Below are 23807 nucleotides of genomic sequence, written 5' to 3' on the forward strand. Positions count from 1 at the left end.
TGCCGAAAGTCACGAAGGCGCAGCGAAACCATGACGAAACCGGACAGAAACCTTCCCATCGGCGAGACGATGTTCCGTCCGGCTTCGCTCGAGATCATCCCGCCGTCCGGCGAGCCGGTCGCACTGCGCCCCCAGACCGCCAGGGTGCTGGACGTGCTCCTCGAGCGGCGGGGCTCCGTGGTTTCCAAGGACGAACTGATGGACATCGTCTGGCGGGATACGCACGTGACCGACGACAGCCTCGTCCAGTGCATTTCGGAAATCCGCAAGGCGCTCGGTCCGAATGACAGCCAGCTCTTGGCCACGATCCCGAAGACCGGGTACCGGCTTTCAGGGGGCAGGCCGGAACCGGCCTTGCCGGCCCGCCGTACCGCTCGTGTCCTCGTGCCGGGCCTTGCCGTCCTTCTTGTGCTCGTCGCCGCCGCGGCCGCGCTCTGGTGGCCGCAGGCCGAAACGCCGGGGGCCCCGATCACCATCGCGGTCATGCCTTTCCGCAACATGAGTGGAGAGGCCGATCAGCAGTACCTGTCGAACGGGGTGGCCGAGGATCTCATCGTCAGTCTTTCGCGCATCTCGGACCTGCGGGTGCTGTCACGCGGCACCACGTTCAGCATCGATCACGGCGGGACCGATCCGCGCGAGATCGCCAAGCGGTTACGGGCCGACTACGTGCTGGAGGGCAGCGTCAGGCGGATGGACAAGGACTTGCGGGTTTCCGCGTCGCTTGTCGATGGAACAAGCGGAACCAATGTCTGGGCCGACCGGTACGAAGGCTCGACGACGGACATGTTCCGTTTCCAGAAGGATGTGCTCGACAAGCTTGTCCGGGTGCTTTCGGTCCGCCTGTCGCCGGCGGAACGCGACCGGCTCGGCGTACACGGCACCGGCAACATCGCGGCGCACGACGCCTATCTCCGGGGGCGCGAACTGGAGAACCTCTACACGCAAGAGACCAATCTCGCGGCCGAAGGTGCGCTGAAGCTGGCAATCCGGGAGGATCCGGCCTTTGCCCTGGCCCACGCGCATCTCGCCCAGGTCTACAGCTTCCGCGTCGAGAACAAGTGGACGCAGGAACGGGGCAAATATGTCGATGCCGCGTTCGACGCCGCCCGGAATGCCGTCCGCCTGGAGCCGGATCTTCCGTTCGCGCATTTCTCTCTGGGCCGGCTGTACACGCGCAGCTACGCGCCGGACATCCCGCTTGCCATCGCCGAATATGAAAAGGCCATCGCGCTCGACCCGAATTACGTCGACGCATACATGTTCCTGGCAAATGTCCATATTTTCGACGGGAAGGCGGAGAAGGCGCTGCCCCTGATCCGGTCGGGATTCGAACGCAACCCGCTGCCCCCGTACTGGTATTACCTTGCCGACGGGATGGCGAACTACTTCCTCGGCCACTACGACCGGGCGGAAGCGGCGCTGGTGCAGGCGCGCGACCAGAACCCGACGGCGCCCTTCCCGTACCGGTTCCTGATCGCGACCTACGGGCAGTCCGGCAATACCGACGAAGCGGAATGGATGGCGATGGAATACGAGGCGCTCGGCCGGTCCGCCACGGTGTCCGATCTGCTGGAGACGGCGGCGATCCATGATCCGACCTACCGTGGCCTCTTCGCGGACGGTTTCAGGAAAGCGGGGCTTCCGGAGAACTGACACACCGTGCCGGCATCGCAAGCTCCGCTCCGGGGCCTGTCAGCACCGGCTGTAGATCGTTGCCCAGAAGACCCGGTTCGGCAGCGGATCGCGGACGTGGCGCTGCTTGAGGAACTTTCCGCCCAGATCGTAGGCCTCTCGTTCGCCGAAGTTGCGACATGGAAACCGGTCGTAAGCCCCCGTGACCCGCTGCACGTGGTGAACCAGTTCGTGCAGCACCCGCTCCTGGAACACCGGGTCGCTCTGCGGCGGCAGGTCTGGCGCGGACCCGTCGTCCGTCCATTTCGCTCCCAGGACGAAGATGGTGCCATGGGCCCCGTCCTCGAAGGAGTATAGCGCCAGTATCCGGTCATCGATCCCGCCGTCGGGAAGCATTTTCGGATTGTCCTTGTAGGCTTCCCTCGTGAGTTCCTGCGGCGACATCTCGACGATTGCCGGGACGGGCAGGTGAGCTGTCCTATAGTCGGAGTTTTCTGCAATCCAGGTCATCAGCAATGCTGCCAGCGCGTCCATTTGATCCTCCGCCGTTTCAATGCGATAGTGCGGATGAGTTTCACCGGGGAGGCACGTACGGTCCTGAATTCGGAACGATATTTTTCCGAAATCAGATTTTTGGGGAACGCACCCAATGGCAGGTTTGGTGTCCAAGGGCAGGCCGGCGGCCCGATACGACCACCCGGCAAGGGCTTTCATCGGAGAGGACGGATATCCCGTCACCCTGCGTGCGCAGTCCGCTGCCGTGCTCCAGCGGCTGATCGACAGTGGCGGCGAAGTTGTCACGAAAGACGCCTTGATTGCGGCGGTCTGGAAGGACGTCCACGTCACCGACGACAGCCTTGTCCAATGCATCGCCGACATCCGGCGTGCCATCGGTGACGACAAGCATGTTGTGATCCGCACCGTTCCGAAGCGTGGCTACCGGTTCGTCGCGCCCGAGCAGGCCCGCCGGCGGTTTTCCACCATCCCCGTGGCAGGCCGGCGCGGCGGGCTGGCCCTGCTCGCGGTCCTGGGCCTGGCCGTCCTGCTTTGGCCCCAGTTGCCCGGATCGGGCCAGACCGGCCTCGGGGCATTCGGGGGTCCGGGCGGGGAAAGTCATTCCGCGGTGGAACGGGCGTCGCTGGTGATCCATCCCTTTGAAGGCCCTTCCGATTCGCAGCGCTGGCAATTGTTCGGGCGCAGCATGGCGAACGGAATCGCGGGAATCCTCGCGGCCAACAAGTGGCTCCAGGTTTACCTTCCGGACAAGCCGGGTCCTGCCAGGTTCCGGCTGACCGGGCAATTGTTGCCGGACGACGGGCGGCTACAGGTGAGCGTGCAACTCACCGAGGTCGATTCCGGCCAGTTGGTCTGGTCAAGGAACTGGCTCGGGCGGCAGGGTGATTTTTTTGACCTTCAATACGCGGTCTCCCAGGAGGCCGCCGCCGAACTCGGCGGGCAATGGTCGGGTGCCGTCGTTCGTTTCGATGCCAACCGGGCCGGCCATCGTCCGACCGGCAGCCTGGATGCCTACGAGCTTTTCCTGCGCGGTACCCAGGCCAAGCATCGTTTTACCAAGGAGGGGTTCGAGGAGGCCCACCGCCTGCTCTCGCGCGCGCTGGATATCGACCCGGGGTTCGTTGCCGCCTGGACAACCCTTTCCGTCGTCCAGAACCTCCGGTCCATGGTGGAAACCGACGCGGAGCAATTCCACGAGATCATGGCGACGCGCGAAATGGCCGTGAAAAAGGCGATCGACCTCGCGCCCAATGACCCGATGGCGATCATGGAAAACGCCTGGCTGCTCGCGCGCCACGGCAATCACGAGGCCGCGGCCGACGCGATCAGGCGTGCTGCCGCCATAGGGGAGGGTATTCCCGATATCCTTGCCTATGCCGCGCTCAATGGAAACCTCAAGATGGATCTTGGCAAGGACGGGGTCGCCTGGATCGAGAAGGCCTACCTGCTGAACCCTGACCCGCCGCCATGGTACCGGATCGCCGAAGGCCTGGCCCGGTTCAATGTGCGGGACTGGGCCGGATCGACGGCCGCCTTCGGAAATGCGCCGGATTACGTGACGCGAAGCCTGTTCATGGCCGTGGCCTATCACGAAGCCGGCGACATGGATGCCTCAAGGCGTGCGGCCGACCATCTGAAGGAGACCAATCCCGGGTTCAAGGCAGGTTTCTTCGTTTTCGGAGAAGGAATGGACATGGCTTTCAACGGAACGCTCCTTCTGAAAACGGCGGCCGAACTCGGCATTCCGATCGGCAATCCGACTGCGCGGCGGCAGGCAGCGAACACAGTTCGCGGGATCGTTCATCCTTCGGGCACTTCCGCCCTGCGTTGAATTGCCTGGGTGGCCCATCATCATGCTTCGTCACGTCCTGACGGGCAATCCGCGGGCGCTTTGAGCGGCATCGCCGCCGGGGTCGCGGGAAGGTTCAGGTGTTCAGGTCCACGGACCGGACGCGGGTGCGGACCTGGCGGATCGTTCCGTAGAGTTCCGACCCGTTACGGTCATTGAGCCGGTAGCGCCCGTTGACTTCCACGACGCGCGGCTGGTCGCCTTCCTCCGTCACGAGCGTTCTGAGCACGTAGCGGAACCCTGATTTCCGGGAAATCGCATCCTCGATGCATTCGAGGAAGTACGGGCGATCATCGGGATGATAGTGGGATGCAAGGCGGAGGAGATCCATGGCCCCCGTCTTCGGCCGCATGCCCTGCAACAGGCAGGCATCACGGGAGAAATAGGCAAGCCCGACCCCCAGGTCGAACCGCCAGATACCGAATTCCTCGAACTGGGCCAGCACATCCAGAAGGTTCGCGCCCTGTAGCCCGACGTCGTGCATCGATTGCTCGTTGACCCGCTGCGGGCTGATCTCGATCTTCATGAGATCGCCTCGCGGGGCCGCATTGTTGATTGCCATGAGCTGTCGTCCCGGGGCGCGCCAGAGTGAAAGTCATCTGCTGGTCGTAACGGCGCCCGGCGCCGAATTGTTTCACGCGATGGTCCTTCGATGCCGCAATCCTGCAGGACCAAGCACACATTTGCCCGGCCAGAGGGGTGGCGTCACGCGACGCTGAAGACCTCGATCACCACGCCGCCGGCTTGCGGTGCGAGGCGCGCGACGAAGATCGTTTCGCGCAGCCAGCGATGTGGGCCGTCCGGCGCGTCGAAGACGGGCGAGGATCGGAAGTAGAACGCGGCGGGATCGACCGGTTCGCCGGCGATCATCTTCTCGCGGATGTCGTCCGGCGCCACGCGCAGACCGAGATTGCGGACGTAGATCAGCGCCCCGTCGGTGGCCTCGACCGTGTAGTGCGCCCGGATTTCCGCCACTCCGTCGGGGCGCTGCCAAAGCCAGTCGGATCCACCGGGCAGGATGCGACCGGCGAGCCGCGGCCCCTCCACGGAACCGCCGGTAATCGCGATGTGCTTGCGCTCGCCGTTGACGCCGGGGCCGTTGGTCCGCGGCGCATCGATCTCCGCGCGGATGGTGAAGACGTGGGCCAGTCCCGGCGGCACCGGCGCTTCTTCGTCACGCATGGCTGCCGACCCCGGCCGCGTAGCAGGCGGCCAGCCAGTCGCCCATCCGCTTCAGCTTTTCCCTGGACGCGGTGCAATGCTCCATGGCGCGGAGATAGCCGTGGATGAGACCTTTCCCTGGATCGAACTCGACCGAGACACCGGCCTCGCGCAGCCTGTCGGCATAGGCATAGCCGTCATCGCGCAGCGGATCGTTCTCGGCGACGGCGATGAAGGCCTGCGGAAGACCGGCGTGGCTCGCCGCGTGCAAGGGAGCGACCAGCGGATCGGTCCACTTCGTCTTGTCAGGACAGTACATGGCATTGACGCGCGGCATGCCGGCGACCTGCAGCAACGGCGCGTTGGCATTCTCCACGTAGGAAGGGAACGACATCTCGAAGTGGACGCAGGGATAGACCAGCAGTTGCGCCATCGGCAGGTCGGCGCTGCCGCGCAGGCCGATACAGGCCGCGGCGGCCAGGTTGGCGCCGGCGCTGTCGCCACCGATGGCGATGCGGGCCGGGTCGATACCGAGATCGGCGGCATGGGTGCGGACCCAGCGGACCACGTCCATCACCTCGTGGACGGCCTTGGGGAAGACGTGCTCCGGCGCCAGCGCGTAATCGATGCTGACGACCGTCTGGCGGTTGGCCGCGGCAATGCGGCTGGTGATATCGGCGTGCGTCATCGGGCTGCCCTGCATCCAGGCACCCCCATGCATGTAGACGAGGCATGGCTGCGTGCCGCCATCGCCGTGCCGCTCGATACGCACCAGCACGTTGCGTCCTTCCGAAGGGACGAAGCGCGTGTCGAGCGTGATACCCGCCGGGGCCGGCAGACGCATCTTCTCGGCGATGTATTCGAACAGCAACCGACGCTCCTTCGGCGTGGCGTTCTCCGGCAGCACCGCCCAGCTTTTCGTCCAGGTGTCGAGAAAGGGCTTGAGTTCGGGGTCGAGCATGGGTGGAACCTTTGCTTGGCTCATCCGGCATAGCCCATCAGGCGGGGCAGGTAGAGCACGAAATCGGGAACGAAGGTGATGATGACCAGAGCGCCGAGCAGTGCCAGGATAAAGGGCCAGATGTCCTTCACGATCGCGCCGATGGACTGGTTGGTGATGTTGGCGGTGATGAAAAGCAGGAGGCCATAGGGCGGGGTGATGAGGCCGAGCATCGCGTTGACGACGACGACGACGCCGAAATGGACCAGGTCAACACCAACGGCCTGGGCAGCGGGAATGAGCAGGGGAACGACGATCAGCAGGATGGCGCCACCTTCGAGCACGCAGCCGAGTGCCAGGACCAGGATGTTGACGGCGATCAGGAACCCGGTCTGCGACAGGTGCAGGCCCATCAGGTAGTCGGCGAAGACGTTGGGGATGTTTTCCCGCGTGATGACGTAGTTGAAGGTCAGCGAACCGGCGATGAGCACACCGATGGCACCGGCGGAGCGAGAGCCTGTCTTCAACGTGTCCCAGAACTGTCTGAAGGAAACGGAGCGGTAGAACAGGACGGATATGGCCAGCGCATAGGCGGCGGCCACGGCGGCGGCCTCCGTCGGCGTCATGATGCCCCCGTAGATGCCGCCAAGCAGGATGACCGGCAGCATGAGGGCCGGCAGCGCCCGCCAGGTGACGCCAGGCAGGTCGCGCAGCGGAATGGCGTCATCGACCGGGAAGCCGCGCTTGCGCGCGATGGCGAAGTTCATCAATCCCATGACGAGCGCCATCAGCAGGCCCGGCGCGAGACCCGCGGCGAAGAGGTAGCCGACGGACTGGTCGGAGACCAGCGCGTAGAGCACCATGGGAATCGACGGCGGGATGATGGGCCCCACGGTCGCCGTGGCGGCGGTGATGGCCGCGGCGTAGGACGGCGTGTATTTGCCGTCCCTGGTCATCATCGTGATGATGATCTTGCCCATGCCCACCGCATCGGCGACCGCCGAACCGGACATGCCGGAAAAGATGACCGAGGCGACGACGTTGACATGGCCGAGTCCGCCGCGGAAGCGCCCGACGAGTGCCTGGCAAAAGACCAGCAGGCGGTCGGCGAGCGAGCCGATGTTCATCAGGTCCGCGGCCAGGATGAAGAGCGGAATGGCCAGGAGCGTGTAGCCGTTGAACAGGCCCTGCAGAAGGGTTTCCGTGGCCAGCGAAGGGTCGAAGCCCTTGAGCAGCAGGTAGAGGAAGGACCCGCACATCATGGCGAGGCCGACCGAGAGACCGGCGACGGACAAGGCGACGATGAGCAGCATGGCGAGCGTGAACGGGTCAGTCATAGTCGTGGGTCTCCGGCGTCGTCACGACTTCCGACGGCAGGCGCCCGCCGGTGATCCCGCCCCAGGCGACCAGCAGCATGCGGACGATCACCGCGACGTGGAACGGGATGTAGATGGCAAAGACCCAGTTGAACGGCCAGCGCATGTAGGCGGTGCGCTCGATCTTCATGAAGTCGACGTATTCCCAGGCCTTGGGCAGCGTGATCGCGAAGATCGCAGCGCAGGTCAGGCCGGTGAACACGTCGAAGGCCCGGCGCACGCCGCGTGGTACCGCGCTGTAGACGATGTCGAGGCGGATCATGTCGCCCGTGCGGATGACGAAGGCGAAGGAGAACAGGATTCCCCAGAGCCAGGCGATGGTGACCCATTCCACCGTCCAGCCCACCGGCAGGTCGAGAAAGTAGCGGAACACGATCTGCAGGATGAAGACGACGAACATGCTGCCCAGCAGGAAGGCCGTGACATGCTCGCCGTAGCGCGCGATCAATTGTCCGAGCGAACGCAGGCGATCCATCGGATCCCTCCGGAAACAACTGGCAGGGCCGGGGAGTGGCGGACGACCCGGGCCGCCCGCCACGTGTCCATCACTTGCCGATGGCGACGATCTTGTCGACCAGGCCTTCCGGCCAGTCCCTGGAATATTTCGAGGCCTTGTAGACCTCGAGCACATGGCTCTGGAAAGCAGCGTTGTCCGGCGTGTAGACGTCGATGCCGGCGGCCTTCATCTTGCCTTCCAGATCGGCTTCCTGGTCAAGCGTGATCTTGTCCAGGGCCGCCTCGAAGTTCTTGGCGCAGGATTGCACCTTGGCCTGCTGATTCGGCGTCATGGAATTCCACTTCGACAACGAGATGGTGAACTCGTTGGCCGCGATCAGGTGAGCGGTCTTGCCGATGTGGTTGATGATCTCGTCGAACTTCATCGAATGGGTGGCAGGAAAACCATTGTCCTGGCCGTCGATGGCACCGGTCTGAAGCGCGGTGTAGACCTCGGTGAAGGGGATCGGCACGGGCGTTGCGCCCATGGCCTCGCCGACGAACTGCCAGCCTTCGCCGGGCGGCATGCGCAGCTTCATGCCCTTGAGATCCTCCGGCGTCATGACGCGCTTGTCTGCCTTGTAGCCGAGGTGGCGGGCGCCGATGTAGGGGAAGGCGAGGATCTTGACCTTGGCCGTGTCCTCGATCTCCTTGAGCATGGGATCGAGCACGTCACTGTTGTAGACCGCGCGCATGTGGGCGTAGTCGCGGAACAGGAACGGCGTGCCAAGCAGCGTGGTCGAGGGGACCTGGTTGTAGAAATCGAAGATCGCCAGGTTGCCCATGTCGAGGTTGCCGCGCTGCATCGCGGTCAGTTCCGTGCCCTGCTTGAACAGGGTCGCGCCGAAATAGGGCTTGAAGTCGAAGTCGCTGCCGAGGCACTCGCCGAACTCCTTCTTCAGGGTCGTCGAGCGGATATCGTTTTCCGAAACCGTGTCGGAGTAGATCAGTTCGACCTTGTCGGCGGCGAGCGCCGGGGTCAGCGTTGCCTGAACCGCCACGAGTGCGGCACCGGCGGCAAGGATGGACGTCAGTTTGCGCATGATCTCCTCCCGTCTCATGCATTAAATGAACCTATTGGTACAATTATTCGTGGCGGCAATCTTGTCAAGCGCCTTTTCCGTTGGCTATGGCTGAAGGCGACGGGAGGCGAAGTGATGGCTGGCGAGGGGGAAACACGTCCTGTGATCAAGGCGCGGCGGTCCGGTCCGGGGCGCCGCAAGCTGGAGGCCGACCAGGACGCCGCCGGGCTCGTGGCCCAGACGAGGGCTGACATCATCGCCGCTGCGACCCGCGAATTCGTCCGCAACGGCTTCGAAGGCGCCAGCATCAACGAAATTGCGGCCGCGACGCAGACATCCAAGCGGATGCTCTACTACCACTACGGTTCCAAGCGCGGCCTGTACCGGGCGGTCCTCGAAGCCGCCTACGAACGCGTTGGGCGGCGCGAACCGCCTGCCGCCGCCGATCTTTCAGCCATGCAGGCGCTGCGGCAGTATGCCGAGGAGGCGTTCGACAATTTTCGCCAGAACGAGGATTTCGTCCGCCTCGTCATGGCGGAGAACCTGAACAACGGCGAGGTCATCCGCGAGTCGGATTTCGTCCGGCAGCGGTCAGCCGCCAATCTCGCGTCGCTGGAAGCGATCTGGAAGCGTGGCCGTGCGGAGGGGGCCATGCGCGACGACATCCGCATCCTCGATCTTTACCTCGCCATCGTGGCGGTCTGCTTCCATGCCGTTTCCAATCGTATCTCGACGGGACTTTCGCTCGGGGTCGACCTGTCGTCGGCGGAAGAAGTTGCCTTCCGCCGGCGGATGGTGGGAGATATCGCCTGTCGCTACGTGATGCGCTGCGAAGGCCCGGGCGCACAAAGCTGACAAAGGAGAGACCATGGCCCTGACCAGCGATGCCGCGATGATGCTGTTCTACGATATCGAGGGCGATACCGCCGATCATGACGACTGGCACAGCCGGGAGCATTTTCACGAACGTCTGTCCGTGCCGGGCTTCCTGCGCGCCACGCGCTGGATCGCGCTGGAAAGCGGCGAGCGCTACATGGTCTCCTACGAGGTAAGCGATGTCGATGTCGCGACTTCGAAAGGCTATCTCGACCGGCTCAACGACCCGACGCCATGGACAAGCGAGATGATGCCGCGTTTCCGCGGCATGGTCCGCGGCTTCTGCCATGTGACGGCCAGCGCCGGGTTCGGGCTCGGGGCGGTGGCTGCGGTCCTGCGGTTTCATCCGGAAGCCGGACGGGAAGATGCGCTTTCCGCCTGGCTGGCCGGAGCGGTGCTGCAGGAGCTGGTGGCGGGGCGCGGCATGGTCAGCGCGTACCTGATGCGGCCGGCGCCACCGCCGCCGATGACCCGCGAACAGGCTTTGCGCGGGCAGGACAAGGTCATGCCCTGGCTGGTGGTGGCCACGGCCTACGACCGGGGTGCGCTGGACGCGGCCACCGATGCGTCGCTTGGCCAGGATGCCCTCATTGCCAATGGCGCAACGCCGGACATGCGGTGCGATCTCTATGGCCTGCACTATACCGCGACGGCGGATGAGGCCGCCCGGAGCCGGCCGCTGGCGGAACAGGGCCGCGGCCTTCATCCCGCAGGGGCTGGTTGACGGATCCCCCCGCGGCGGCTTCAGTGCGCGGTATTTTCCTCGTCCTGCAACTGCCGCCAGAGCACCTTGCCGGAGCCTGACTTGGGCAGCCGGTCGACGAAGGAGACCAGTCGCGGCACCTTGTAAGCAGCCATGTGCCCGCGTGCCCAGTCGATGAACTCGCTCTCGGTCACTTCCGGCGCATCGTGGCGCAGGACGACCACGGCTTTCACCGTCTCGCCACGCTTGGGGTCCCTGGAGGCGATGACACAGGCTTCCTCCACGGCGGGGTGCCTGTAGAGGATGGCTTCGACCTCGGTCGGCCAGACCTTGAAGCCGGATGCGTTGATCATGCGCTTGATGCGGTCGACGATGAAGACATAGCCTTCGTCGTTCTGGCGGCCGAGGTCGCCGGTACGGAAATAGCGCTGTCCGTCGAGCGTGACGAAGGATTCGGCGTCGGCTTCCGGACGGTTCCAGTATCCAAGCAGAACCTGGGGGCCTGAAATGAGGATCTCGCCGACGTCGCCGACCGGCAGGGTCGCCAGCGTGTCGGGATCGACGATCCGCACGTCCGTGTTCAGTCCGGGTACTCCGCCGCATTGCGCCAAGGGCTTCTGCGGCGGATTTGCGGTGCCGGGCGCCATGGTTTCGGTCAGGCCGTAGCCCTCCAGGAAGGTGACGCCGCACAGTTCCTTCAGCTTGGCGGCCACGGCCTCGGGCATGGCGATGCCGCCGCCGAACATCAGGCGGATGGAGGAAATGTCGTAGTCGGCGAGCTTCGGGTTGGCGATCAGGTCGATGGCCATGGTGGGCACCGCCGGCCACGCGGTGATCTGATGGCGCTGGATGAGGGTGGACACCACGTCCCGGTCCCAGCGCGGCACGATCACCGTAGTCGCGCCGTATTGCACCGGAGCGTTCATGCAGCCCTGGAGACCCACCACGTGAAACATGGGTGCGACCGCCAGCACAACGTCGTCGCCGGTCACGCCGAACCAGTCGTACATGCCGCGAATGGCATGCATGGTGGTGGCGTTGGAATGCCGGCAGCCCTTGGATCGGCCTGTCGATCCGGAGGTATAGGGCAGGAAGGCGAGATCGTCCGTGACGCGGTCATAAGGCGCCGGCTCGAGCCCGGCTCCGACGATATCCGCCCAGCTTTGCAGCCGAGGGTCTTCCCGTTCCTCAGGTGCGGCTGTCAGAAAGTCCGGGATGGCCAGTCCGCCGCCGTCGCCGAGGTAATCGGCGTAGCGGATCACGGGAATGGTGCGGACAGCCGTTCCGTCGGACGCTGCCAGCGCATGGTCGAGCAGGTCCCGGGCAGCAAACAGCGCCACCGCGCCGCTGTCTTCCAGCATGTGGCGTACTTCGTCGGCGAGGTTCATCGGGTTGACCGGCACGACGACGCCGCCGGCGCGCAGGATACCGTAGCTGGCCATCACGTATTGCGGGCAGTTCTGCGCATAGATCGCCACCCGGTCACCTGGCCTGACGCCGGCCTCCTGCTGCAGCCATCCCGCGATCGCCAGAACGGTGCGGTGCAGTTCGGCGAAGGTGATCTCCGTGTCGTAGAAGACCATGGCGGTCTTGCCGGGCACGCGACCGGCGGTGGCCGCCAGGTTCTCGTAGAGCGTTCCCGTCGGCCGGGCGATCTTGTGGGGCAGGCCGTGCGGCCAGACCTTGTATTGCGGCTTCATTTCCATGGCATGCCTCTCCCGGTCACACTGCGCTTGCGCCGCCGTCCACGGCCAGGGCCTGGCCGGTCACGTGGCGCGCGGCTCCGGACAGCAGGAAGACCGCCGGTCCCTTCAGGTCCGCCTCGCCGCCCAGACGCCCCAGCGGCACGGCAGGCAGAAGCCTTTCCTCGATGTCCGACAGCAGACCGGCCGACATTTTCGAGGGGAAGAACCCCGGGCACAAGGCGTTCACGTTGATATCGTGCCTTCCCCATTCACTGGCCAGCGCGCGGGTGAAATTGATGATCGCCGCCTTCGACGTGTTGTAGGCGATGGTGTGCATTTCCATGTCGGGACGATTGCCGCGCAGCCCGCCGATCGAGGCGATGTTCAGGATCCTGCCGCGCCCGGCCGGGATCATGGCCTTGCGCCCGACGGCCTGGGTCAGCATGAAGGGCGCGGTAACATTGAGGGTCATGACCTTCATCCATCCCTCCAGCGGGTAATCCACCATCGGCGCGCCCCAGCTCGCCCCGGCATTGTTGACCAGCATGTCGATGGCGCCGAAGGCGGCGAGCGCTCTGTCGACCACCGCCTCGATGCCTTCCAGCTTCTGCAGGTCGCAGGCAATGGTTGCCACCTGTCCTCCCAGTGCCTCGAGATGACGGGCGGCGGTGTCGAGTTCGCCCTGCTTGCGTGCCGTCAGGACGACGCGCCCGCCGGCCTCGACGATGCCTTCGGCGATCTGGAGGCCGAGACCCCGCGATCCGCCCGTGACCAGGGCGGTCTGCCCGGAAAGGTCAAACAGTCTGTTCGGCACGATACGCCTCCCATTCGCTCAGCCTGCCGTTGGAGGCGGCGAGTTTTACCAGCAGCGGCGAGGGTTGCCAGAGCGGCGCCTTCCAGCCGGCCTTGCGCCTGATGTCTTCCATCAGGGCGATGATCCGCCCGAGCCCGACTTCATCGGCAAAGTGCATCGGTCCGCCACGCGCGGCGGGAAAGCCGTAACCCTTGACCTGCACGACATCGATATCGGAGCCGCGGACCGCCAGTCCCTCGTCCAGGATCTTCGCCGCCTCGTTGATGACGGTGGCGACACAGCGCGCGACGATCTCTTCAGCGGTGACATGGCGGCGTCCGGCGCCGGCGACCTGCGTGATCAGCGCGTGAACCCGGGGATTGGGTTCCGGACGCCGTGACCCGAGGCCATAGCGATACCAGCCGGCGCCGGACTTCTGTCCCAGCCACCCGCGTTCGCAGAGGATGTCGCCAATCAGCGGCTGAATGCGATCCGGGTCTGCCTGGAGCCGTGCCTTGCGCACGGTCCAGGGAATGTCGTTGCCGATCATGTCCAGCGTCCGGAAGGGCCCGATCGCATAGCCCCACCGTTCCAGCGCCGCGTCCACCTGTTCCGGCAAAGCGCCTTCCTCCAGAAGGAACATGGCCTCCTGGTGAAAGCGATCGAACAGGCGGTTGCCGATAAAGCCGTCCGCATTGCCGGCGATCACCGGCGTCTTAGCCATCGCCAGGGCGAGCGCCATCACGTCGTCGACGAGGTCCGGCGCGGTCTGCCTGCCCGGCACGAGTTCGAGGAGCGGGGTGACCTGAGCGGGCATGAAGAAATGGGTGCCAATGACCCGGTCCGGAGAATTGGTTGCTGCGGCAATCGCATCGATGTCGAGGGTCGAGGTATTGGTGGCGAGAATGGCCTGGCCCGGCGCGAGCCTTGCCAGCGTCGCCATGATCCGCTGCTTCAGTGCCAGGTCTTCCGGCACGGCCTCTACGACCATGTCGAGCGTTGCATCAGGGATCAATTTGCCGGCAAATTGGATTGCTGCCATGCGCGACTTCGCCGTCACCGCCGACAGGCGTCCCTTGTCCACCTGCGCATCCAGCCACCGGATGATGCCGCGACGCGCATCCAAGAGCGTTTCGGGGACGATGTCCTGCAGCACGACGCTCCGGCCGGCATTGGCAAAGGCGAGGGCAATGTCCCGGCCCATGGCGCCGGCGCCACAGACAAGAACCTTGCGGACACGGGAATCGCTTCCGCGTTTCGCGCGTTCGGCAGCTAGCGCCGCGGCGCCGGCAAGATAGGCCGCCGCATCCCCTGCGGGTTCGGCGGCCATGATCTGCTCCTGCGTGACCGGTGTCATTCGGCGGCGTCGCGACCCGGCCAGATGTCCACTTCCTCGGTGCGCGACGGGGTGGAAAAATAGGCCAGGGTGGAGAAATTGCGTTCGCGGGCCGCCTTGATCTGGCCACGCGCGATGGAGCGAAGATGCACCTCGTCCGGTCCGTCGGCAAGGCGCAGCGAACGGCCCATCGTCCAGAGTTCGGGCAGCGGGGTGTCAGGGGACAAGCCCATGGCACCGAAGGTCTGCATGGCGCGATCGGTCACGTTGAGCTGCATCTGCGGAACGACGACCTTGATCATGGCGATCTCGTTGCGGGCGGCCTTGGCGCCGACGTTGTCGATCATCCAGGCGGCTTTCAGGACCAGCAGGCGGGCCTGCTCGATCTCGCAGCGCGAGCGGGCGATCCATTCCTGCACCACGCCCTGCTCGTGGAGATACTTGCCGAAGGTCTTCCGCTCCAGCGACCGCTCGATCATCATGTCCAGCGCCAGTTCGGCCTGGCCGATGGAGCGCATGCAATGGTGGATGCGGCCGGGTCCGAGGCGGGCCTGGGCCATGGCAAAGCCGGACCCCTCTTCGCCGAGCAGGTTCGTTGCCGGTACGCGGCAGTTCTCGAACACGATCTCGCAATGGCTCTCGTGGCTGTGATGGTTCATCACGGCGATGTTGCGAACCACTTTCATGCCGGGCGTGCCGAACGGCACCAGCACCATGGACTGCTGGCGATGGGTCTCCGCCCCGGTATCTGTCTTGCCCATCACGATGGCGATCCTCGTCGCCGGATTGACCGCGCCGGTGATGAACCACTTGCGGCCATTGATGACGTAGTCATCGCCATCGCGGCGGATCACCGTCGTCACGTTTGTCGCATCGGAAGAGGCGACGTCCGGCTCCGTCATGGCGAAGGAGGACCGGATCTCGCCGTTCAGCAGCGGTTTCAACCACTGTTCCTTCTGCTCCGGCGTGGCGAACATGTGCAGCAGTTCCATGTTGCCGGTGTCCGGCGCCGAGCAGTTGAAGACCTCGGACGCCCAGAGCAGGCGGCCCATGATCTCGGCCAGCGGCGCGTATTCCAGGTTGGTCAGGCGCGTTCCCGGCTCATCATCCTTGAGGTGGGGCAGGAACATGTTCCACAGGCCTTCCTCCCTGGCCAGGGCCTTGAGGTCACCCATGAACGAAACCGGGTAGCGGCCTTCGGCGGCCTCGGCGAGCCATTGGCGGTGGCGCGGCACGACGTGCGTGTCCATGAAGTCGCGCACCCGTGCGCGCAGTTCCTCGACTTTCGGGCTGTAAGAAAAGTCCATCGTTCACACTCCTGCAATCATCAGCCCGTGACGGGCAAAAACCGGTCCGTAGCGCTTCACATCCTCGATCTCGGCTTGCGGCCTGCCAGCAGAGACGGCGCGCGAGACGATGCCTTCGAAGATTGCCGACAGGCGGAAGAAGGCGAGCGCGATGAAGAACGGGTCGAGATCACCTTCGATGCCGCGCCGTCCCATGTAGGCGCGCGCGTAGTCCCGCATCGCGGGAATGCCGAGCGCCACGAGATCATGGCCACCCAAGCCCTCATGTTCGCTCCTGTCCATGATCCATGTCATGAGGTTGTAGCCGAGGTCGGACAGCGGATGGCCGAGCGTCGACAGTTCCCAGTCCAGGACGGCAATGACGCGGGGCTCGACCGGGTGGATCATCAGGTTGCCAAGGCGATAGTCGCCGTGGACGATCCGGACCTCGCCGGTGTCGGCAGGCCTGTGGACCGACAGCCATTCGCCGAGCGTCTCGAATTCTTCCAGCCGGCGGGTCATGCCCTTCTCGTATTGCCGCCTCCAGCGTGCGATCTGGCGATCGATGAAGCCTTCGTGCCGGCCGTAGTCATCCAGCCCTATCGCGCCCGGATCGATGCTGTGAAGGGCGGCGAGCGTCGCGTTCATGGAATCGAAAATGGCGCCGCGTTCGGCCGACGTCAGGTCCGGTAAGGCATTGTCATGGAAGACGCGGCCTTCCAGCCGCTCCATGATGTAAAACGGCGTGCCGATCACGCTGGCGTCGCCGCAATAGTGCAAAGCCTCCGGAACCGGGACACCCGTGCCGGACAGTGCGCGGATGACGCGATATTCGCGGTCGATGGCATGGGCAGAGGGCAGAAGCGGGCCGGGTGGCTGCTTGCGCAGGACAAGATCGGCCCCGCCGTCGAAGGAGGCGAAGAACGTGGGATTGGAATAGCCGCCCCCGATCCGCTCCAGCCGCGCCAAGCCGTGGCAGCCGGGCAGGATGCCGGAGAGATATGCAGAGAGCGCCGCAGCATCGATGCCGCCGGTCGTGACCTGTCCCATGTCGCCGTCTGTCCTCCCGCGGAAGCCCGGCGCGCAGAGCGACCATCCACATTCCGCTTGACGCGCATAGTGGGCACTCGCACAATATATGTGAAATGAATGTTTCATATGTCAGGAGATTAAATCGATGCATATATCCAGGGTCGATCTCAATCTCCTCGTCGTCTTCGACGCGATCTACACGCAGAGCGGAGTGACGAAGGCCGCGGAAACGCTCAACCTGACTCAACCGACCATCAGTCACGCGCTGGCGCGCCTGCGGGATCATGTCGGCGATCCGCTGTTCGTGCGGCAGGGGCAGAAGCTGGTGCCGACGCCCGCCGCGCACAAGATGATCAGCCCTGTCCGGCGCGCCCTCCAGACCATCGAGACGACGCTTGCCGACCTGGAGGGATTCGAACCCGCGACGGCGCGCATGACCTTCAAGCTGGGGATCCATCCGCTGACCGAGAACCTGCTGTTCAGCCCGTTGGCCGAACGCCTTCAGCAGACGGCGCCGGGTATCGGCCTGTCGTCCGTCCTGCTGGATCGCCGCAACATCGAAGCCGACCTCGCCGCCGGTATCTTCAACGTCGCCGTCGACATCTTTCTTCCCCTGCCCGAAACGATCATGCGCCGCCGGATGTCCGGCGGCCGGTCGGTCGTGGTCGTCCGCCAGGATCACCCGCTGGCTCACCGGGGCATGACGCTGGACGACTACCTTGCGCAGCGGCACATCATCGTCTCGACCCGCCGGCAGGGGTTGGGGCCGGAGGATATCGCCCTGTCACGGCTCGGCAAGAGCCGCACGATCGCCTTGCGTTGCCAGCAGCTCGGCACGGCGATGGACGTCGTTTCCCGTTCCGATCTCGTTCTCACCATGTCCGAAACCTTCGCCAGGCGGTCCAACCGGCTTCACGGCAACAGCTTCCTGCCATTGCCTTTCGACGTCCAGGAGATCGAGTTCTATCTCTACTGGCACCGCAACTCCGACAGCGACCAGGCGAATCGCTGGCTACGCGATCAGCTGGTCTCGGCGATCACCGAAGTGCCCGAAGGCTGACCGAGCACTTCTAGAAGAGGCTCCGCGACGCGATCATCAGCGCGACGAGGATCAGGTCGGCCGCCAGGAAGGGGATGATTCCGGCGAACACCTGTTCGAGCCGCACGAAGTCCTTCGACACCGAGTGGATGACGAACACGTTCAGGCCGACCGGCGGCGTGATCATGCCGATCTCCAGCAGCTTGGCGACGAGGATGCCGAACCAGATCTTGTCGATCCCGTGCATGCCGATGATCGGCAGGAACAGCGGCAGGGTGAGCAGCATGGCCCCGATTGGCTCGAGGAACATGCCGAGCAGGAGATAGACCAGCGTGATGACGATCAGCACGCCGGTGGTTCCGAGGCCGAGCCCCTCGATGAACTGGCTGATCTCGTGCGACAGGCCCGACATGGCAACCAGGCGGGTGAACAGGTTGGCGCCGACCGCGATGACAAAGAGGCCGCCGCTCGACAGGAGCGTGTCGACAATGCTCTCGACGAAGCGCTCGCGGGTCAGGGATCGCTGAACAATCCCGATAACTATGGAAAAAAAGGCGCCGACAGCGCCGGCCTCGGTGGCGGTAAAATAGCCGGTGAACAATCCGCCGAAAACGGCAATCACCAGCACGAGCACCGGCCAGATTTCCCGCGTCGCGCCGAGCTTCTCGGCGAAAGTGTAGGACCTTGCGCGTGGCAGCCGTTCCGGCGCCATCAGGTAGACGCTGAACACCGCCGCCATGTAGAGGGCGAGCGAGAGCAGGCCGACGTAGAAGCCGCCGAGGAACAGGGCATTGATCGACACCTCGGCGTAGATGCCGAACAGGATGAGCAGGATGGAGGGCGGGATCAGCGCGCCGATGGTCCCGCCGGCCGCCACCGCACCGGTGGCGATGCGGATGTCGTAGCCGGCCCGCTGCATCTCTGGCACGGCGATGCGGCCGATGGCGGCCGAGCAGGCGACGGAGGAGCCGGTGACGGCCGCGAAGCCGCCGGCGCCCGCCAGGGATGCGATGGCAAGGCCGCCGGGCAGCCAGCCCCACCAGACCCGCGCCGCGTCGAACAGGCCGCGCGTGAGGCCGGAATGGTAGGTGACGAAGCCCATCAGCAGGAACATCGGAACGGAAGACAGGGTCCAGCTTGCCGACGAATTGTAGGGCACGGTCGACAGCATGCTCATGGCCGGGATCTGCCCGGTCACGCCATAGATGCCGAAGAAGGACACGGTGATCAGCGCCACGGCGATGGGAACGCGAAGCGCAATCAGCGCCAGGACGCAGACGACACACAGGATACCGATCGACAGGGGATCCATCAGTGCGTCTCCCCGGCGTGGGAATCGAGTTCCTCGAGCGGGTCATGGGCATGGTCGACATAGCTGCCGGTGGCCATGCCGACCAGGCGGAGCAGGAGCACGACGCTCATCAGCCCGAAGGCGACCGGCAGGATCCAGTAGCTCGGCCAGGTCAGGAAATTCATGGTGCCTGTCTCGACATAGGCGCCCTGGCTGGTCTGCCGTAGCGCTTCACGTGCCGTGCCGAAGGTTATAAGAGCGTAAATGACCAGCGACAGGGCGAAGCCGCCAAACAGCAGGACGGGCCTCGCCCGAGCCGGCAGCGCGTCGGCGAAGATGGTCGCCTCGACGTGCCGGCGCTTGATCTCGGTGAAGGCGATCGGGAGAAAACTGACCGCGACCATGTAGTATTTCGCCACCAGTTCGGCCGTGGCCGGAAATCCGGCCCCGGCGAACTGGCGCATGAACACGTCCAGCATGATCTGGACGACCATCAGGCAGAGGATCAGGCCGCCGAAGGCGACCGTCACCCTGGAAACAAAGGTCTCGAATCCACGCATGGCGTCAGTCCGCTCCCGGCCGGCCGGTTACTCGCCGTATTTGGAAAAGTCGATCTTCGACCAGATTTCCCGATAGCGGAGCTCGGCATAGTCGTCGGTCGTCCGGACATCCTTGACCAGGCCTTCCCACTTCTCGACGAGCGCGATGTACTTCGCCACCTTGGCGCCGGCATCCGTGACGCCGCGCTGTTCGAGCGTGCCGACGACGGAGGCGAGGTGCTGCTCGGTGAAGGCGTTGGCGGCTTTCAGCATGGCGTCATCCGGGGTGATGAACTCGATGCCCTTCTTCGCCCCTTCGGCCCGTGCCTCGGCCTCGGCCTCGCGCCAGCCTTCGATGCCGAGCGCCTGGCCATATTGCGCGGCATGGGCGAGGGCATTGCGGTCCTCGGGGCCCATCCGTTCCCACAGCATCCTGGAGGCGTTGTTGGTCGCGGCGGCGTTGAAGACGCCCTGGTTGATCTCGGTGACGTATTTCACGACGTCGTAGAGACGGGCGTTCTTGAGGTCCGGGATCGAGGAATAGGTGGCGTCGATGACGCCCTGGCTCAAACCCTCGAAGAGCTCGTTCGACGGCATCTGTGCCGGCGTTCCGCCCAGGGCCTCGACGAGGCGGGTAAAGACGGCGCCGGCCGTGCGGATGCGAAGGCCCTTCATGTCGTCCAGCGTCCGGATCGGCTTGGTGGAGAGCAGCGCGTAGAGCGTGGTGGCGTCGGCACCGAGATAGACCTGGCCGAACTTCTTGAACTCCGCCTGGCATTCGGCGCAATTGACAATGTACTCCGTCACCGCACCGGCGATGGCGCGGTTGTCCCGCCCGACCACGGACAGTTCGGCGACGAGCCCGGACTCCGGGTAGTCAGCCGCGAAATAGGGCAGGATGACCGGGCCCATGTCGGAAACGCCGTCACGCAGTCCGGCATTCATCTCGCCGGGCGACAGCAGGCCGGAGGGCGTATCGACGCCTTCCCAGCGGCCGCCCGTGAATTCCTTCAGTTTCTCGAACAGCTTCGGATAGACCTTCGTGGCCTGTACGTGCGACGGGCCGAACGCGCTCGTGGTGCGCATCGTCTCGGCGTTGGCGGCCGACGTGGCCATAACCGCGACGGCGGCACCGGCCAGCATTCCCAGAACAGACTTCCTCATGACATCCTCCCAGATGTTGATGCCCGGCGCCCACAGGCATTGGGGGCGGGCAGGACAAGCAATGCATCGGACCCGGCCGGAACCGGTTCCTCCTCAACCCCATGCGGCCACCTTGGCGGTCCGGCCACATCCATCAAGAAATGACATGTGAAGAACGTACAATAATGAAGATTCAGCATGATACGCATTCGCGGCTTCTATGCCTGCGGTCCGCAGCGCCGACCGGCAAAAAGCGCGAAGCATGCCTTCTTCAAACGCCGCACATGCTAATTCTTATGTAATATAACTGTTATTCCGTGCATCATAAATGTCAACCGCGACGGCAACCGCAGACCGCATGGCTGCTCGGGCTCCGGGGTGCCGGGGCGGCCCGGCCCTTGCATGCAACGGCATGGAGCCGGTCCACTCCCCGTCGTTTGAAAACATTGGGAAATTGCGGCCCACCTCCACTGTCTCCACAGGGGTCCGGCTTGCGTCGAGCGCGGCCGGGTGGATGGGAAATCGATTGCGAGCATGGTGATCATGCAGAAACATCATGGAAGATCGGGCACAGGACTGTCCCCTGTTGCTGTCGAGGGAAGAGCGGTCGTGCCTCACGATACGAGATTGGCCAGGGGCGCATGGACGGGCTGGGGGGTCTCCGGCGCGGGGCGAATTGAGCCGGCCCCCGAACATGAAAATGGCCAGGACTATGCCTGGCCATTTTCAACGGGATCGGGTTGTGCGCGGTTTGGCGCGTCCGCGTCACTGGGTGCGGACGGCCACGCTGGTCGCTCCGACCACCTGCGAGCTCGCATTGCGGAAGTAGATATGCGCTCGGTTGGTAGCCGGGTTGTCGGCCACCGTGCCCGACCCCTGGGCGAGGACCACGAAGAAGTAGGTCTGCCCGGCCGTCGCCGTGAACGACGTGCTGGCCGCAAACGTGGTCAGGCAGACGCCGCTCGAATTGGCCCGGCAGATTGTCAGCGTGGCCGGCATGTTCGGGTCGGTTCCGCCGATGGCCTGCTCGGTCACGCTGGCCGTGACGGTCTGCGACGCACCGATGTTGATCGCGGCGACGGAGGCCGCCGACTGGCCGGTCGTGCCGGGGATCGAGATGTAGCCGGTGTTGCCGGCTGTCGCGGCGATGGCCACCAGGTCCGCGATCGGCGTGGTCGAAGCGGTGTACTGGAAGGTGTTCACCCCGAAGATCGTGCCGGCGGGCGCGGTGTTGGCGCAGTCGAAGACGAGCGGGATGTTGCTCGACGCGGCTGCGGTCGGCGACAGGGCGAAGTAGAAGCCCTGCGATCCGCCGGCGGCGATGTTGACCGGCGTGTTCGCGGTGCCGATGGGCACGTTGGACGCGTTGGTCGTCTGGTAGAGGAAGGTGGTTCCGGCGATGGCGGACGGCAGGGCGATGCTGCAGCCGGTCGCCGCGGTGGCGTTCGGGTTGATGATGGTGGCGAAGGCCGTCACGGCCGTTCCGGTCTGCGTCGCCCGGGCCGTCGGCAGGACGGACGCGACGACCGGACCGCTTGGTGTACCGCCGCAGGTGCCGCCGCCCAGCGCATTGCAGGCCGCGAGCATGTCGATGCGCGGTTTTGTTACGCCGGCCGAGGTGATCGGGATGCCGGTGGATTCCAGGGCGTTCTCGATCTCGGTGACGGTCTTGGTCGGATACAGGCCACGCAGCGCGGCGAACGCCCCGGCCACGTGCGGCGCGGCCATGGAGGTGCCGTTGTAGTTCTCATAAGTGGTCGTATTGCCATCGGTCGGACCGAAGACCGATGACAGGATGTTGGAGCCAGGCGCCACGACGTCAATGAGCGTGCCCCAGTTGGAGAAGTCGGACCGGGTATCGGCATTGTCGAGCGACGAACCCACGGTGATGGCATTCGAGATGCACCCCGGGGAACCGACCTGGCTGTCAAGGCCTTCGTTGCCCGCCGCGATCACCGTCGCGATCCCGGCATTGCGCAGGCTCGTGATGATGGGAGCACTCGGGTCGCTGTCACACGGGGTGGAGAAGGCGCCGCCGCCGAGGCTCATGTTGACGGCGTCGATGCTGAAGGTGTTGCGCAAGGCGAAGACGCGTTCCAGGCCGAGCGTGATATCGGACGTGAAGGCGAGTACGCAGGGATTGGCGGCAGGATCGCAAGCCGCCGACGTGGCGCCGGTGTTGTCGAACTTGGTAAAGACGTTGATGGCGATGATGCCGGCCTGGTAGGCCATGCCGCGCAGGGGTTCGCCGGCCTGGCGGTTGGTATTGTTGCCGGCGGCGATGCCGGCCACGTGAGTGCCGTGGCTGCACCCGGTTGCGAAGGTCTCGGAGCAATCCGCGCCCGAATCCGCGGCCGTGGAGCTTTCCGCGCCGCCGGGACAGCGGGACGTTGCGTTGTTTGCAGCAACATTGGAGTTGTAGCAGGCTTCCGAGACGACCCGGGACGGCGTGATGAACTCGTGGGTCTTCTTCACGCCGGTGTCGATGATCGCGACCGTCCGGCCGGTGCCCGTACCGCCGGCGGTCCAGACCGCGGGCATGTTGATATGGGCCGTGCTCTCGTCGAGCGCCGGCGGGACGGCAACATCCGGACGGATGTAGCGTACGCGGGGGCTCGCCGCGACGCGGTCGATTTCCTCGGCCGTCAGGTTCATGACGAGCATCTGGCTGTAGTCCGACCGCTTCGTGCCGTAAACATCCGACAGGGGTCCGCTGACGACGGCCTGCGACGAGCCGAACACGTCGGAGAGGACGAGGTCCTGCAGGGCGTGGTTGCGGGCGATGTAGAGGGCGTCGTCTTCGGGGGAGCCGGCGGCATCCGGGGCGCCGATATCGGAATTCCCATACTGGATGATGACGCGATAGCGGCCGGCGGGGTTGCCGGCCATCATGCTGGCCAAGCGGCCTGCATCCGCGATCTTGTCGAGCGTCGGCGCCGCCAGCGGCAGAGCATCAGCCTGCTGGGCCAGGGTGCCCGTTGTGCCGGTGCCGAGGAACGCGACTGTCATTCCAAGCACGGCGATCATGCTCAAACTGCGAAAGATTCCATTCCAGACGGGTCTCATGCCATGTCCCTCCCGATGTGATGC

General features: G+C 64.9%; 21 protein-coding genes. 5 read left to right on the forward strand and 16 right to left on the reverse strand.

All coding sequences use genetic code 11. The features are described from left to right. Positions 1 to 30 precede the first annotated feature (30 nt). The gene (locus tag CSC94_RS16380; protein WP_165784464.1) at positions 31 to 1656 is read left to right on the forward strand and encodes a winged helix-turn-helix domain-containing tetratricopeptide repeat protein; all 1626 of its coding nucleotides are present in this window, start codon (positions 31 to 33) and stop codon (positions 1654 to 1656) included. 39 nt (positions 1657 to 1695) lie between these two features. Here CSC94_RS16380 and CSC94_RS16385 read toward each other — a convergent pair whose 3' ends face one another. Further along, positions 1696 to 2169, reverse strand: coding sequence for a hypothetical protein (locus tag CSC94_RS16385; protein ID WP_099307447.1), 474 nt, complete (start codon positions 2167 to 2169; stop codon positions 1696 to 1698). Positions 2170 to 2284: 115 nt separating this feature from the next. Here CSC94_RS16385 and CSC94_RS16390 point away from each other — a divergent pair, with 115 nt between their 5' ends. Beyond that, positions 2285 to 3982 (forward strand): winged helix-turn-helix domain-containing protein, encoded by a 1698-nt coding sequence (locus tag CSC94_RS16390; protein WP_099307448.1) that lies wholly within the window; start codon positions 2285 to 2287, stop codon positions 3980 to 3982. Positions 3983 to 4076: 94 nt separating this feature from the next. Here the strand turns inward: CSC94_RS16390 and CSC94_RS16395 are convergent, their stop codons facing one another. The 6 genes from CSC94_RS16395 to dctP form a co-directional block, all read right to left on the reverse strand. After that, on the reverse strand, positions 4077 to 4562 hold the full coding sequence (locus CSC94_RS16395) for a hypothetical protein (protein ID WP_099307449.1): 486 nt from the start codon (positions 4560 to 4562) through the stop codon (positions 4077 to 4079). 143 nt (positions 4563 to 4705) lie between these two features. Beyond that, on the reverse strand, positions 4706 to 5182 hold the full coding sequence (locus tag CSC94_RS16400; RefSeq protein ID WP_099307450.1) for a DUF3237 domain-containing protein: 477 nt from the start codon (positions 5180 to 5182) through the stop codon (positions 4706 to 4708). Then, positions 5175 to 6146, reverse strand: a complete 972-nt coding sequence (locus CSC94_RS16405; RefSeq protein ID WP_099307451.1) for an alpha/beta hydrolase — start codon at positions 6144 to 6146, stop codon at positions 5175 to 5177. The genes CSC94_RS16400 and CSC94_RS16405 overlap by 8 nt, the downstream gene beginning before the upstream one ends. Further along, a complete protein-coding gene (locus tag CSC94_RS16410) occupies positions 6143 to 7438 on the reverse strand; it encodes a TRAP transporter large permease (RefSeq protein ID WP_099307452.1) in 1296 nt (431 codons plus the stop codon). Before CSC94_RS16410 ends, CSC94_RS16405 begins: the two co-directional genes overlap by 4 nt. After that, the gene (locus CSC94_RS16415) at positions 7431 to 7952 is read right to left on the reverse strand and encodes a TRAP transporter small permease (protein WP_099307453.1); all 522 of its coding nucleotides are present in this window, start codon (positions 7950 to 7952) and stop codon (positions 7431 to 7433) included. Before CSC94_RS16415 ends, CSC94_RS16410 begins: the two co-directional genes overlap by 8 nt. Positions 7953 to 8022: 70 nt before the next feature. After that, positions 8023 to 9015, reverse strand: a complete 993-nt coding sequence (dctP, locus tag CSC94_RS16420; protein ID WP_165784465.1) for a TRAP transporter substrate-binding protein DctP — start codon at positions 9013 to 9015, stop codon at positions 8023 to 8025. A 114-nt stretch (positions 9016 to 9129) separates the two neighbouring features. Between dctP and CSC94_RS16425 the strand changes: the two genes are divergently transcribed. Both CSC94_RS16425 and CSC94_RS16430 read left to right on the forward strand, forming a co-directional pair. Then, a complete protein-coding gene (locus CSC94_RS16425) occupies positions 9130 to 9849 on the forward strand; it encodes a TetR/AcrR family transcriptional regulator (RefSeq protein WP_099307455.1) in 720 nt (239 codons plus the stop codon). Between the two features lie 13 nt (positions 9850 to 9862). Continuing rightward, the gene (locus tag CSC94_RS16430; RefSeq protein WP_099307456.1) at positions 9863 to 10594 is read left to right on the forward strand and encodes a hypothetical protein; all 732 of its coding nucleotides are present in this window, start codon (positions 9863 to 9865) and stop codon (positions 10592 to 10594) included. Between the two features lie 20 nt (positions 10595 to 10614). On the opposite strand, the gene CSC94_RS16435 is transcribed toward CSC94_RS16430, so the two are convergent. The 5 genes from CSC94_RS16435 to CSC94_RS16455 are packed head-to-tail and all read right to left on the reverse strand — an operon-like array spanning position 10615 to position 16723. Next, positions 10615 to 12279, reverse strand: a complete 1665-nt coding sequence (locus tag CSC94_RS16435) for a long-chain-fatty-acid--CoA ligase (RefSeq protein ID WP_205853334.1) — start codon at positions 12277 to 12279, stop codon at positions 10615 to 10617. A gap of 16 nt (positions 12280 to 12295) precedes the next feature. Further along, complete coding sequence (locus CSC94_RS16440; RefSeq protein ID WP_245408390.1) at positions 12296 to 13072, reverse strand: SDR family oxidoreductase; 777 nt, start codon at positions 13070 to 13072, stop codon at positions 12296 to 12298. Continuing rightward, on the reverse strand, positions 13053 to 14381 hold the full coding sequence (locus CSC94_RS16445; protein WP_165784466.1) for a 3-hydroxyacyl-CoA dehydrogenase: 1329 nt from the start codon (positions 14379 to 14381) through the stop codon (positions 13053 to 13055). Before CSC94_RS16445 ends, CSC94_RS16440 begins: the two co-directional genes overlap by 20 nt. A gap of 23 nt (positions 14382 to 14404) precedes the next feature. Continuing rightward, positions 14405 to 15694: an acyl-CoA dehydrogenase family protein gene (locus tag CSC94_RS16450; protein WP_099307459.1), complete on the reverse strand. Its 1290-nt coding sequence runs from the start codon at positions 15692 to 15694 to the stop codon at positions 14405 to 14407. A 3-nt stretch (positions 15695 to 15697) separates the two neighbouring features. Then, positions 15698 to 16723, reverse strand: coding sequence for a phosphotransferase family protein (locus CSC94_RS16455; protein ID WP_165784467.1), 1026 nt, complete (start codon positions 16721 to 16723; stop codon positions 15698 to 15700). Between the two features lie 127 nt (positions 16724 to 16850). On the opposite strand from CSC94_RS16455, the gene CSC94_RS16460 reads away from it, so the two are divergent. Further along, on the forward strand, positions 16851 to 17765 hold the full coding sequence (locus tag CSC94_RS16460) for a LysR family transcriptional regulator (protein WP_099307461.1): 915 nt from the start codon (positions 16851 to 16853) through the stop codon (positions 17763 to 17765). A 10-nt stretch (positions 17766 to 17775) separates the two neighbouring features. Here CSC94_RS16460 and CSC94_RS16465 read toward each other — a convergent pair whose 3' ends face one another. The 4 genes from CSC94_RS16465 to CSC94_RS16480 form a co-directional block, all read right to left on the reverse strand. Beyond that, positions 17776 to 19056, reverse strand: coding sequence for a TRAP transporter large permease (locus tag CSC94_RS16465; protein ID WP_099307462.1), 1281 nt, complete (start codon positions 19054 to 19056; stop codon positions 17776 to 17778). Continuing rightward, a complete protein-coding gene (locus CSC94_RS16470; RefSeq protein WP_099307463.1) occupies positions 19056 to 19595 on the reverse strand; it encodes a TRAP transporter small permease in 540 nt (179 codons plus the stop codon). The genes CSC94_RS16465 and CSC94_RS16470 overlap by 1 nt, the downstream gene beginning before the upstream one ends. A 27-nt stretch (positions 19596 to 19622) precedes the next feature. Next, positions 19623 to 20738, reverse strand: coding sequence for a C4-dicarboxylate TRAP transporter substrate-binding protein (locus tag CSC94_RS16475; protein ID WP_099307464.1), 1116 nt, complete (start codon positions 20736 to 20738; stop codon positions 19623 to 19625). Positions 20739 to 21482: 744 nt separating this feature from the next. Beyond that, the gene (locus CSC94_RS16480; protein ID WP_165784468.1) at positions 21483 to 23744 is read right to left on the reverse strand and encodes a S8 family serine peptidase; all 2262 of its coding nucleotides are present in this window, start codon (positions 23742 to 23744) and stop codon (positions 21483 to 21485) included. Positions 23745 to 23807 lie beyond the last annotated feature (63 nt).

Source organism: Zhengella mangrovi, from assembly GCF_002727065.1.
GTDB classification, from domain to species: domain Bacteria; phylum Pseudomonadota; class Alphaproteobacteria; order Rhizobiales; family Rhizobiaceae; genus Zhengella; species Zhengella mangrovi.